At 68.9% G+C, this 12,080-nt stretch carries 14 protein-coding genes; 10 read left to right on the forward strand and 4 right to left on the reverse strand.

The annotated features are described in order from the left end of the window. Window positions 1-1,056 (reverse strand): CaiB/BaiF CoA transferase family protein (locus tag FRW57_RS09780; protein ID WP_152185913.1); only part of this gene is annotated, 1,056 nt, incomplete at its 3' end. Continuing rightward, complete coding sequence (locus tag FRW57_RS09785; protein WP_152185914.1) at window positions 1,049-1,840, reverse strand: GntR family transcriptional regulator; 792 nt, start codon at window positions 1,838-1,840, stop codon at window positions 1,049-1,051. The genes FRW57_RS09785 and FRW57_RS09780, both read right to left, overlap by 8 nt. Window positions 1,841-1,899: 59 nt before the next feature. Between FRW57_RS09785 and FRW57_RS09790 the strand changes: the two genes are divergently transcribed. The 5 genes from FRW57_RS09790 to FRW57_RS09805 all read left to right on the forward strand — a co-directional run bounded on the left by FRW57_RS09790 (window position 1,900) and on the right by FRW57_RS09805 (window position 6,687). Then, a complete protein-coding gene (locus FRW57_RS09790; RefSeq protein WP_137122764.1) occupies window positions 1,900-3,294 on the forward strand; it encodes a hemolysin family protein in 1,395 nt (464 codons plus the stop codon). Next, window positions 3,291-4,328 (forward strand): hemolysin family protein, encoded by a 1,038-nt coding sequence (locus FRW57_RS09795; RefSeq protein ID WP_137122763.1) that lies wholly within the window; start codon window positions 3,291-3,293, stop codon window positions 4,326-4,328. Before FRW57_RS09790 ends, FRW57_RS09795 begins: the two co-directional genes overlap by 4 nt. Before the next feature lie 386 nt (window positions 4,329-4,714). Beyond that, complete coding sequence (locus FRW57_RS23150) at window positions 4,715-4,867, forward strand: hypothetical protein (RefSeq protein ID WP_162308246.1); 153 nt, start codon at window positions 4,715-4,717, stop codon at window positions 4,865-4,867. 462 nt (window positions 4,868-5,329) lie between these two features. Then, complete coding sequence (locus tag FRW57_RS09800; protein WP_137122762.1) at window positions 5,330-5,878, forward strand: sigma-70 family RNA polymerase sigma factor; 549 nt, start codon at window positions 5,330-5,332, stop codon at window positions 5,876-5,878. Continuing rightward, window positions 5,875-6,687, forward strand: a complete 813-nt coding sequence (locus FRW57_RS09805; protein WP_137122761.1) for a DUF6281 family protein — start codon at window positions 5,875-5,877, stop codon at window positions 6,685-6,687. The genes FRW57_RS09800 and FRW57_RS09805 overlap by 4 nt, the downstream gene beginning before the upstream one ends. Window positions 6,688-7,479: 792 nt before the next feature. Here the strand turns inward: FRW57_RS09805 and FRW57_RS09810 are convergent. Both FRW57_RS09810 and FRW57_RS09815 read right to left on the reverse strand, forming a co-directional pair. After that, on the reverse strand, window positions 7,480-7,809 hold the full coding sequence (locus FRW57_RS09810) for a type II toxin-antitoxin system PemK/MazF family toxin (RefSeq protein ID WP_137122760.1): 330 nt from the start codon (window positions 7,807-7,809) through the stop codon (window positions 7,480-7,482). Next, window positions 7,806-8,030: an antitoxin MazE-like protein gene (locus tag FRW57_RS09815; RefSeq protein ID WP_137122759.1), complete on the reverse strand. Its 225-nt coding sequence runs from the start codon at window positions 8,028-8,030 to the stop codon at window positions 7,806-7,808. The genes FRW57_RS09810 and FRW57_RS09815 overlap by 4 nt, the downstream gene beginning before the upstream one ends. Before the next feature lie 353 nt (window positions 8,031-8,383). On the opposite strand from FRW57_RS09815, the gene FRW57_RS09820 reads away from it, so the two are divergent. From FRW57_RS09820 to mobF, 5 genes are all read left to right on the forward strand, one after another. Then, the gene (locus FRW57_RS09820) at window positions 8,384-8,596 is read left to right on the forward strand and encodes a hypothetical protein (protein WP_137122758.1); all 213 of its coding nucleotides are present in this window, start codon (window positions 8,384-8,386) and stop codon (window positions 8,594-8,596) included. Between the two features lie 316 nt (window positions 8,597-8,912). Continuing rightward, window positions 8,913-9,464 (forward strand): AAA family ATPase, encoded by a 552-nt coding sequence (locus tag FRW57_RS09825; protein ID WP_137122757.1) that lies wholly within the window; start codon window positions 8,913-8,915, stop codon window positions 9,462-9,464. A gap of 77 nt (window positions 9,465-9,541) precedes the next feature. Further along, window positions 9,542-9,832 carry a type II toxin-antitoxin system TacA family antitoxin gene (locus FRW57_RS09830; protein WP_137122756.1) on the forward strand — a complete coding sequence of 97 codons (291 nt, stop codon included), beginning with the start codon at window positions 9,542-9,544 and terminating at the stop codon, window positions 9,830-9,832. A 110-nt stretch (window positions 9,833-9,942) separates the two neighbouring features. Then, on the forward strand, window positions 9,943-10,335 hold the full coding sequence (locus tag FRW57_RS09835) for a GNAT family N-acetyltransferase (RefSeq protein ID WP_137122755.1): 393 nt from the start codon (window positions 9,943-9,945) through the stop codon (window positions 10,333-10,335). Window positions 10,336-10,889: 554 nt separating this feature from the next. Next, a partial coding sequence (gene mobF / locus FRW57_RS09840) for a MobF family relaxase (RefSeq protein ID WP_152185915.1) occupies window positions 10,890-12,080 on the forward strand: 1,191 nt, incomplete at its 3' end.

Consider the following 12,080-nt stretch of genomic DNA (forward strand, 5'->3'; position numbering starts at 1 on the left):
GACGGGCGTGTCCACCTCGCGCCAGCGGTCGCGGGCTCGCAGCTGGGGGTGGCCGACCAGGCCCGCGAGGTCGCGCAACCGTGCGTTGGCGATCCCGGCCGCCTCCAGGCGGCGCTCCACCTCGCCCACCGGGAGCGTGGCGAATCGTGCCTCGATCCGCTCGGTGAGGTGGTCACGGTGGGCGACCCGGTGGGTGTTCGTGGCGAACTCTGCATCGGCCGCGAGGGCGGGGTCACCCAGGACGTCGGAGCAGAAGACGGCCCACTCGCGCTCGTTCTGGATGCCGAGGAAGACCTGGTCGCCGTCGGCACAGTGGAACGGGCCGTAGGGCGCGATCGCCGCGTGGGACGCGCCGCTGCGGGTCGGGGACGCGCCGCCGTACTCGGCGTAGTACATCGGGAACCCCATCCACTCGGCGAGCGCCTCGAGCATCGACACCTCGAGGGTCGCGCCGTCACCGGTGCGCCCACGGCGAAGCAGCGCCGTGAGGATGCCGCTGTAGGCATACATCCCGGCGGCGATGTCGGCGACCGAGATGCCGACCTTGGCCGGTTGATCGGGGGTTCCGGTCACCGACAGCAGGCCGGCCTCGCACTGGACCAGCAGGTCGTAGGCCTTCCTGGTGGTGTAGGGCCCACCGGCGCCGTAGCCGGAGATCGAGCAGTGCACCAGCTCCGGGCGGGCCGCGCGCAGGACCTCCGCGCCCAGACCGAGGCGCTCCGCGGCACCGGGGGCCAGATTCTGCACGAAGACGTCGGCGGTGTCCACGAGGCGGTGGACGGCCGCTCGACCCGCCTCGCTCTTGAGGTCGAGCGCGATGGACTCCTTGCCGCGGTTGAGCCAGACGAAGTGGCTCGACATCCCGCGCACTGTCTCGTCGTAGCCCCGGGCGAAGTCACCGGCGCCGGGACGCTCGACCTTGATCACCCGGGCGCCGAGGTCGGCCAGCTGTCGGGTCGCGAACGGCGCGGCCACCGCCTGTTCCAGTGAGACCACCGTGGTCCCCGCGAGCGGAAGGGGAAGGCGGCTCGGGCGACTCGCCGCATGCTCAGTCATGGACACCGGACCCCCGCCCCAGGCGCATCCGGTGGCTGTAGTGCTCCGGAAGGTAGTCGCTGACGGCCACCTCCAGCGGCTCGCCGCGAGGGTCGAAGTAGACCCGCTCGATGTGCAGCAGCGGTGACCCCAAGGCGCAGCCGAGCGCGAGGTGCTGTGCCCGCTTCGCTGCCACCGCGCTGATCACCTGCTCCGCGGAGGCGATGTCGTTGCCGCGCGCCTCGAGCAGGCCGATGACGGTCACCTTGCTGCGTCGTCCGACCTCGGAGACCTCGGGCAGGTGCTCGAGCTGCTGACCGGTCCGGGACGGCAGGTAGACGTGGGTCAGGCAGAACGCCTCGCCCCGGTGGAGCCGGCGGAACGACGTCAGGTAGAGGTGTTTGGTCTCCAGACCCAAGCGGACCGCCGCGGACGCGTCATACCCCCCGACCAGTGGGCTGACCACCTCCAGCTCGGTGTCGAGGGTGAGATTCATCAAGTCCTCGACCGAGGCGAAGGACCGGCCGTAGCGGTGGTCGCGTGCCGTCACGAACGTGCCACGACCCGGCACCCGGTAGACCAGACCCTCCGCGACCAGGTCCTGATAGGCCCGTCGCACCGTCTGCCGGGAGAGGCCGTGCTCCTCGGCCAGGGACAGCTCGGTCGGCAAAGGCTGGTCGTCACCGAAGCGCTGCTGCCGCATGGCGTCGCGCAGGGCCTGGGCGAGCACCCGGTAGGCGCTCTCGCCGGGACGACGGGGTGGCACGTGCACGGGGCTCCGATCACCGGAGATTTGTACGGCCATATTAGGAAGCACCGTACAATGCGTCAAGGCCGTCGCGGCCCCCCTACGATTGCCGCACTATGACGGAGTGGTTACTGGTCCTGGCCGGGGTCGTGCTGACCGCCGGGACCGCGCTCTTCGTCGCCGCCGAGTTCTCCCTGGTGGCACTGGACCGGCCGACCGTGGAGCGCGCTCGTGCCCGGGGCGACCAGGCGGCCGGGCCGGTGCTCACCTCGCTGCGGCAGCTGTCCACCCAGCTGTCCGCCGCCCAGGTCGGTATCACCCTGACCACCCTGGTCGTCGGCTACCTGGTGGAGCCCTCCGTCGGCAAGCTGCTCGAGGCGCCGGCGCGGGCCGTCGGGCTGCCCGAGGGAGCAGTGGCGCCCACCTCGACCACGGTGGCGCTGGTGCTCGCGACCGCGTTCTCGATGGTGTGCGGCGAGCTGCTGCCCCAGTTCCTCGGCATCTCGGCGCCGCTGCAGACGGCAAAGGTGGTCGCCGTGCCCGTGCGGATCTTCTCGGTCCTCACCCGGCCGCTGATCGTTCTCCTCAACGGCTCGGCCAACCTGATCCTCAAGGCCTTGCACATCACCCCGCAGGAAGAGCTGTCGGCGGCCCGCACCCCGCAGGAGCTGTCGTCGCTGGTGCGCCGCTCGGCGGAAGCGGGCACCCTCGAGCCAGGGACGGCCAGGCTGGTCACGCGCTCGCTGATCTTCGGCGAGCAGACCGCCGCCGATGTGATGAGCCCCCGGGTGCGCTGCACCGCCGCACCTCGCACCGCGTCTGCCGCCGACGTGCTGCTGCTGGCGCGCGAGACAGGGCACTCGCGGTTTCCCGTGATCGGGGACGACTGGGACGACATCGACGGGCTGGTGCACGTCAAGCGGGCCATCGCGGTGCCGCACGAGCGCCGGGCCGAGGTGCCGGTCTCGGCCCTGATGACCGACCCGCTGCTGGTGCCCGAGACGATCCGGCTCGACCCGTTGCTCCTGCTCCTGCGTGCCGCCGGATTCCAGCTGGCGGTGGTCGTCGACGAGTACGGCGGCACGTCCGGCGTCGTGACGCTCGAGGACGTGATCGAGGAGATCGTCGGCGAGGTGAGCGACGAGCACGACCGTGGCGCGACGACCGGCCGTGCCATGGCTGACGGCTCGTGGACCGTCCCCGGCATGTGGCGCCCGGACGAGGTCCGCGACCAGGTCGGAGCGCCGGTGCCTGATGGCGCCGCCTACGAGACGGTGGGCGGTTTCATCATGGCCGCGCTCGGCCGGGTGCCCACCGTCGGCGACCAGGTCCCGGTGCCCGGGTGGATCGTGCGGGTGACCGCGATGGACGGGCGGCGGATCGACCGGCTGCGGTTCGTCCCCACGGATCCCACCGCGTCCCTGTCCCGCACCAGGGCGAGGGACGACGGGCAGGCGCGGACCGACATACCCGCAGACCCGTCGGCCGACGAGGCGGGAACCGACCCATGAGCCGCGGGACTGCCCTGTGGGTGTCGCTGTTGCTGTTGCTCGGCAACGCGTTCTTCGTCGGGTCGGAGTTCGCGGTGATGACGGCACGACGGGCCCAGCTCGAGCCCAAGGCCGCCGCCGGCAGCAGGCGGGCGAAGCTGGCCCTGCAAGCCCTCGAGCAGGTCGCGTCACTCCTGGCCTGCGCGCAGCTGGGCATCACGGTCTGCTCGCTGGGGCTCGGGGCCGTCGCCGAAGCGGCCCTGCACACCGCGATCGCACCACAGCTGCACCACCTCGGCCTCGGCGAAGGACTCGCGCACCCCGTCGCCCTGGTCCTCGCGCTGCTGATCGTGGCCTACTTCCACGTCGTCATCGGTGAGATGGTGCCCAAGAACCTCGCCATCGCGGGCCCCTTCGCGGCAGCCATGATGCTCGCCCCGCCCCTGCTCTACCTGACGCGGGCGCTGCGACCGCTCATCCGGCTGATGGAGCTGGCGGCCAAGGGGCTCGTGCGTCTGATGCGCGTGGAGCCCAAGGACGAGATCTCGTCGGCGTTCACCGTCGAAGAGGTGCAGTCCATCGTCGCGGAGAGTCGCGAGAAGGGGTTCATCCAGGAGCAGCAGCACGGGCTCGTGAGCGGTGCGTTGGAGTTCAGCGACCGCGTCGCGGCGGACGTCGCGGTGCCCCTGGACCAGCTGGTGGTCCTGCCGGTGGGCGCCACCCCCGACGACATGGAGCGGCTCATCGCCAAGAAGGGGTTCTCGCGTTATCCCTGCGTCAACCGCAGCGGTGACCTGCGCGGCTACCTGCACCTCAAAGACATCCTGTATGCCGATGACGCGCAGCACGACGAGCCGATCCCGGCCAAGCGCGTCCGGCGCCTGGCCACGGTCTCGGCCGGCGACGAGGTGCGGGACGTCCTCACCACGATGCAGCGCACCGGCGCACATCTGGGGCGCGTCGTCGACCCGGACGGCACGGTCACCGGTGTCGTCTTCCTCGAGGACGTGCTCGAGGAACTGGTGGGCGAGGTGAGCGACGCCAGCCAGCGCTGACCGGAGCGCGCAAAGGTCCAGCCCTTCGCTGCGGCGAGGGCTGGACCTCTTGCGCCCCGGGCAGAATTCGAACCTGCGCTCCCGTCGCCGGAGAGCCATCCGACGATGATTGACCGGGGATGAAGATCGACGAAAGTGCAGGTCAGGCCGGGTTTTATGCTGGAGCGACGTTGGCCGAAATCGGCTGTTTCTGGCACTCGTGCTGCCCCAGGCCGCTGCCCTCGGCTAGGTAGTAGGCATCGGCCCGGGACCGGATCGCGGACACCCGCGAGCAGGTCGCGACACTCAACGCCGCGATCCGGGACCGGCGGGTCTCCGCCGGCCGCGTCGACGACGACAACGCGGTCACCACCGCAGCGGGCGAGCGGGTCGGGGTCGGCGACCAGGTGGCGACCCGCCGCAACGACCGCGGCCTGGATGTCGCCAACCGGGAGACCTGGACCGTCACCGGCATCGGCGCCGACGCCACCCTCACGGTGACCGGTCGAGGCGGGCAGCGCACCCTCCCCGCGCCCTATCCCGCGAGAACGTCGAGCTGACCTACGTCTACGGCGCCCAGGGCGAAACCGTGCACCGTGCGCACCTGGCGCTGGGGGAGCACGGCGAGTTCGGCGGCGTGGGCGCGACATAGGCGGCTGCGGCGACCCATTGGTCGCGGGCCTGCTCGACGGACTCGGCGATCAGGTGGGCGGTGTTCGGGCCAGGTTCGGCCACCTCGCCCGGATCCAGGATCCCCCCGACCTCTCCCGGTAGGCCGATCCTCGTGCGGGATGCTCACCTCAGGCAGTGCGAGGCGCCTCAGAAGCGGTCGTTCTGGGCCGAGACACGTGACGATGCACCGAGGCCGAAAGGATTTGTTTGCATGTCGTAGTGTTCGTGTTCGGGTCTGCGCATCAGTACTGCTCTACCCGCCCGACGCGCCGCGGAGGAGGGGGATCCGGGTTGAGGTCGATCTCATGCAGAGTTCGCAACAGTATTGGCTTCTGGCGCGTCTATAGGGTGTGAGGGAGATCGAAGGAGGCGACTCGACACGGGTCGACGACCTGGGACAGTTCGCGGCCCAGCACGGGCCGGCCCTGGTCAGGTTCTCCTATCTGCTGACGGGCGGCCAGGTCGCCGAGGCCGACGACCTGGTCCAATCGGTCTTCGCGCGGCTTGCCGCCCGAGGCATGCACGGGATCGTTGACCCGGCGCACTACGTCCGCCGTGCCATCGTCAACGAACATCGCAGCCGTGGGCGGCACGCCGCCGTCGTCAGCAGAGCAATGCCCCGCCTGGTGGATCCGCCGCACAGCCATGAGCTCGAGGAGTCCGAGGACCGGATCCTGCTCCTCGAGGCGCTCAAGGCTCTGAGCGACCGAGAGCGCACCGCCGTGGTGCTGCGGTACTACGCGGACCTGCCCGACGACGAGATCGCCACCGTGCTCACCTGCTCCCGGGCAACCGTCCGGTCTGTGATCCATCGAGCCCTGCCGAAACTGCGGACCCGGCTGGGCCAAGCCGATCCCACCGCAGATCCAGCGCCGTATCCCCCGAGGGGGCGTCAATGATGACCAAGTTCGAGGACGATCTTCGCCGGCAGCTGAAGGAGGCCGCGGACGGGGCGCTCAAATACCGGTGGCAATCCCTGGAGCGGCCCGGTGAACCGGCAGAAGCCGTTCGGCGTTCGCCGGCCCCCCGGTGGTCACGGCGCTGGGCGGCGGCGGCCGCGGCCGCGGTTGTGGCCGCGGGGGGCGTGGGCGTGTGGTCCTGGGTCGCGACCCAGCGCGGTGGCGTCTCCGAGGCGGCCTGCGCAGCCGAACTGAAGTTTGACGGCAACACGTACTCGACGGTCGGCGAGTTGCTTCGCACGCCACGAGCCGGGCAGAAGGTGGGCGTGGCGCATGAGCCCAGCTGTGACGACGGGGACGGCCCATCGGGCAGCGCGAGCATGTCGGCCTTCAAGATCCCCGGCGTGCCGCTCAAGACCGCGTTCTTTACCAACGGTGATGTCTGGGTGAATGGGAAGCTCACGGTGCTGCCGGACTACCTACGCGTCCTGTACCAGCCGGTCGCCTGCACCGCATCCGGCCATTTCGCTGCCTCGGGGCAGTTCACGGCGGTCAACAAGGTATCCGGCAGGAGAGGACAGATCGCGCCGCCTCCCTACGTCATCACGTTCGTGGCCGATCGGGGCACCTTCCCGCCCCTGCAGAAGTACGCCAGCCTCAGCCTCAAGATCCGGGTGACCAACCAGACGATCGGGGGCCGCAGCGCCAAGCTCATGATCCCCGCGCTACGCCAAGGCCGCCCGCTGACGGTGGAGATGTTCTGCGACGGCGGGCGTTTCGTGGCGACCGCACTGAGGCCGGCTGGATGAGGCCCTACCGTAACCCGGTCCTTCTCCCGGCCGAGACCCTCAGCCGGGAGAAGGATCAGCGCCCCACCAAGTAGATGCTTTCCAGGCGACGTAGATGCTTTCCAGGCGACCACCAGCAAGTTTTGGCGAGAACGCTGGTACTGAGATCGCTAGCATCCCACATGCTTATATGGTTCGAGACAGGCAGTCTCCGCTGCTATTCATGTTCGACTCTAGTGAGGTGTAACCGGAGTAGTTCGACGACGCATCAACTTGGTCGTCGTCACCGCAGTCCGTGTTGACACCCGTGATGTTGTTGATGGCATCTGCGAATGCGGCTCGCGCGTCTTCGCGTGATAGACCGCCTGGAATGTTGCCATCGCCCATCCGCCCATCCGCCCATCCGCCCGGGCAAGCAGACGCCTTCCTCAGCTGGAGACAGCGTTTTTCAGGTCGAAGTAGTTAGCCCGTGCCCGAACGTCGAACACGTGGTCGGCCAGGCCTACCATCCGGGAGTTGCGCGCCTGTTCGGGCAACGGCAGGTCACCGTGCCAGGACATGAATCGTTGAAGTTCACCGGGGGCCGCGGTGTCGGGCGGGTAGCCGTTCCCGCCGGGGTGGCCGATCGTGCTGCGCTTCGGGATGCTGGTCGCGTGTCGACACGCGACCGTAACCGATCCTCATGGCGCAGGGGGCATCGATAACCACCGACAGCGTAACATGGGCGCGGACACGGAAGCGTTACAGACGCCTGAGCACCGCCGCCGCGAGCTCTAGTGGTGGCTCAGAAGCGGTCAATACGAAGTCGCTCCATCAATCGGCAAGGCCGAGAAAAACCACGAGTGCGCGGTCGAGGCGGACGCGATCGGTATCGGCGAGCTGGCCAACCCGCTCGCGTACGTTCGCTCTGGGCATCGTCGTGATCTTGTCAACCATGAGTTGACTCGGCTGCTCGATCCCGGTGCTGGGGTTGGACGGGATGGGGATCCGGATCAGTGGCGCGTCGACCTGGTTGGTGGTCATCGGGCAGACCGTCACCGAGGCCGTTGCGTCGAATCGATCGTCCTGGATGATGACCACCGGCCTTGGCTTGCCCGTGTAGGCACCGCGCGCCGCTGCCACGTGGATGTCCCCTCGCCTCACTCGCCGGGCTGCGGTTCAGCGGTCCAATCGACCGAGATGGCGTCGACGAAGGCCTGGTCACTGGCCTCGTGCTCGCTGGCAGCGACGGCGGCCGCCTGACGGTGAGCCTGCGCGGCGAACTCGGGTGCGCGCACGTCGGGGACCCAGATCTGGACGGGTCGGAGTCCCTGCGCGCGCAACCGCCGACGGTGCTCGCGGACCCGCTCACGTGTACTGGTCATATCGTTATGTTACATGTAACGAAGCCGGTGACAAAAGGTGAGTCGAAGACGCTCGGCGAGACCTTTCGGAAAGTGCACTCCCGGTAGCCGGTGAACAGCAGTGGGGTATCCGAGCCGCCCGCTCACGGCAGCCACAGACAAGTGGCGTCCAGCTGAGCACGGAGGACCCAGCCCCGCCCTTACGGGAGTCAGAACCCCGCCACGAGCGTCCGTGGCCAATCGAGGAGAAGTCGATGAGCGATCCGAGAGCTCACTGCGTGACCAGCACCAACGGTTGTGGAGCGGGACGAACAAGAAGGTTCGGACCGGCCATGAGGCTCGGCACCTGTGGGCGGTCGAGGGGACAATGACCCATGGCCAGCATCGAGAAGCGCCTCCGCGACGGACAGGTCACCTGGCGGGCGCACTACCGCACGCCGGCCGGCGCGCAGCGCAACAAGACCTTCGACGCCGACGAAGCGGCAAAACCGCAGGTCAGCGTGGCAATTCAGGTGGCGCCCCCGGCAGGATTCGAACCTGCGCTCCCGCCTCCGGAGAGCCATCCGACGATGATTGACCGGCGCTGAAATTCGACGAAAGTGCAGGTCAGGCCGGGTTTTGATGCTGGAGCGACGTTGGCCGAAATGGGCAGTTTCTGGCTCTCGTGTTGCCCCAGTGTTGCCCAGCGAGCATGAAGCGATTCGCTTGCGGTGACCCGTTGAAGCTCTGCCATCGCCGCTCGGTGGGTGTCGCGACAGGTCCGTCGGCGGGATGGTCCATGAGGTTCGTCATGGTCCGTCCAGGCATCCCGTCCACGTCCTCGCCGCCGGCATGAGAGGCGGCGGGGCGGCTGGACAAGGTTGGCCGCCGTAGTGGCCGGAAGCCGGGTCGTACGGTGCAGGGGTGTCCCGACTGATTCTGCTGAACGGGGCGCCGGGTAGCGGCAAGACGACCCTGGCGCGCCGGTTCGCTGAGGACCATCCGCTGGCTCTGGTGCTGGATGTCGATCAAGTGCGCGGGATGCTTGGGCGCTGGCTCGACCAGCCCATGGAGTCTGGCTTGCTGGCTCGCCAGCTTGCCGTGGCCATGGCCAGCAGCCAGTTGCGCGCCGGTCACGACGTGGTGGTACCGCAGTACCTCGGCCGGTTGGACTTCGTTGAGACCCTGGACGGGCTCGCCGTTGACCTCGGTGCCGAGTTCGTCGAGATCGCGCTTGTCAGCGACCGGGATGATGTCGTGCGCCGGTTCGAACGTCGCTCGGAGGACTCGGTGGACCCGGCTCACCAGGAGGCCGCTGAACTGCAACGCCGCTGCGGTGGAAGGGAGCAACTCGCCGCGACGCACGACGAGGTGCTGGCCGTCATTGCGGCGCGGCCGGGCACTCGGGTGATCACCACGGTCGACGGGGACCTCGCCGGCACTTACGCACAGCTCCTTGCCATCCTCCGCGGCTGACATCGCTGGCCACGTCCCGATCACCGACGCCTGGAGCAATCTGTCCGGACGCCGTCCGGACAAGGTATGATGTCTGCATGAGTGACGCAGCTGTTCACGTTCCCAAGCGGCATCGGCTGGAGGTGCGGGTGACTCCGGAGCAGGATGCTCTCATCCGCGAGGCCGCGGACCTGGAGCATGCCACGGTGACCTCCTTCCTGCTCGACACCGTGACCGCGCGGGCTGCGTCGGTCATCGAGCAGCGCCGCGACGTGACGCTGTCGAATGAGGCGTTTGATCGGTTCATGGCGGAGTTGGACAAGCCGGCCACGGCGGTGGCGGAGCTGCGCGACCTCTTTCAGCGGCACCCGAAGCTGCCCGAGGCGTGAGCGATCTGTGTCTGGAGCGACTCGGCGCAGATCACGACGTCTCCACGTTCCGATCGGGCCAGGAGGCGCTTGATGGGTGGCTTCGCAGCCACGCATTGTCGTCACAGCGGATGGACTCGGCCCGAACGTTCGTCCTGATCCAGGAGGAAGCTGTCGTCGGCTACTTCAGCCTGACGATGGGGTCGGTGCTGCGCTCCGACGCGCCGCGGCAACTTGTCCGTGGACTGCCGGGCTACCCCGTTGGCGTGGCCGTGCTCGCCCGACTGGCGGTGGACGCCGGTCGTCAGGGGGAGGGCCTGGGTGGCCTCCTGCTTGCCGAGGCGCTACGCAAGGCCGTGGCGGCCGGTGAGGCCGCGGCTGCTCGGCTAGTCGTGGTGGACGCCATCGATGATGCGGCAGCTCGGTTCTATGCCCACCATGGGTTCCTGGCGGTCCCCGAACATCCGATGCGGCTGTACCGGCGGATCAAGGATATCCGAGCCAGCCTGACGCAGGACGCCTAGTCCGGCGGGTAGGCGTGCGCTTGTCGACCGGCCCCCGACTGGAGCGTCGCTCTCGAGCGAGGTCGGTACGACCAGCATCTCGCCGGACGCCCCGGCGGAGCGGCCATCTGGGCCGTTGCCCGGACCCTCATGCCCACCACCATGACTGTCCTTAAGCGACGGTGGCGGTGCGCCACGAGCTAGGCGAACCGGGCCTTGCCCCGCGGCGCAAGATGGCCCGCCGCGCCGGCTCCGGACCGGGCGTGAATTGTCAGAGGCATAAGGGACGCGTGAGCCAAAATTGTAATGTCCAGCATCACGGCGTATTGGCCCAGTTCATCAACGTCGTTGACGTAATCGACCTCGCAGATGCGCCCTGGAATCCCAAGTTCGTTGAATATCGTTGACCATCGACGACCACTTCGACACTCCTGAAAACTCCCTACGCACAAGGCATTTCAAGGCCCAAATGTTGCGGCACGTATGCTACAAAGGTCAGTGGGACGGATCGCCTTTGGGCGGTCCGTGTTCGCATTTCTAGGGCATTTGTTGGTTGTCGTTGAATGGTGGCGAGAATGCACGGTGGGATGAAGGTCTACCGCGGTGCTGCTGCTGCTGCGCGTCACTACCTGGAGGCTGACCGGTCCCGGGCCGATGACTACTACCTGGCCGAGGGCACCGGTCTGGCCGAGCGCTACCTGGCCACACCCGACGGCGTGCGCCGTGCCGGTTCACTGTCCGGCGAGACCTATGAGGCGTGGGTCGCCGGCCGCGACCCGGTCACCGGGGGTGCGAAGGGTCGGCTGCGCGCCGACGATCACGCGGTGCGGTTCGTGGAGGTGGTGGTCAACGGTCCGAAGACCTGGTCGCTGGCGGCCGCGGTCGACCCGGAGGTCTCGCGGGCGTATGACGCGGCGCAGGACCGGGCCGCGGCCCAGATCATCGGCTGGCTGGCCCAGCATGCGACCACCCGGGTGGGGCCGCGGGGCCGGCAGGCCCAGGTGCCGGTGCAGGGGATCGAGGCGGTGGTGGTGCGGCACTACACGTCGCGGGCGGGGGATCCGCATCGACATCTGCACCTGCAGGTCAACGCGCGAGTGCTGGCCGCGGGCCGGTGGCGGGGCCTGCACACCGTTGGGGTGCGTGACAGCCTGGAGGCGATCAACGGCATCGGCCACGCCGCCGTGATCACCGATCCCGGCTTCCGCGCTGCGCTGGCCGCCCGTGGATACACCCTCGAACCCGAGTCCGGCGAGATCGCGGAGCTGGCCGGCTACGCGGGCCCGTTCAGCGCCCGCGCGGCGCAGATCGGGCGGAACGTGGACCGGTACGAGGCGCAGTGGCGGACCGGGCATCCGGGCGTCGAGCCGGGTCCGGGCCTGCGGCGGTCCTGGGATGCCCGGGCGTGGGCCGAGGCCCGCCCGGACAAGGTGGTCCCGCGCGACGGCACGGAGCTGGCGCAACGGTGGGTCCAGGAACTGACCGGTCTCGGCTTCGTCCCACCGACACCAACACCGGCCGACGACGTTCCGGCAGGCCGTTCCCCCCACGCCAGCGACCCTCCCGGCAAGGACAGCCCGCTGCCGGACACGGTGCCGGCCGGGTATCCGATCGGCGCGCTGGATCGTGCCGCCGCCGTTTCCAGGGTGCTGAGCCGGTTGGGGGCACGGCGGTCGGGGTGGAACGCCGCGGACGTGCGCGGCGAGGTCGAGCAGCTGCTCGCCCGCACCGGCCTCGTCGCCCAGGCCGGGGTCCGGTTGGAGCTC

It is taken from the genome of Segeticoccus rhizosphaerae (genome assembly GCF_009192725.1).
Classification (GTDB): Bacteria; Actinomycetota; Actinomycetes; order Actinomycetales; family Dermatophilaceae; genus Segeticoccus; species Segeticoccus rhizosphaerae.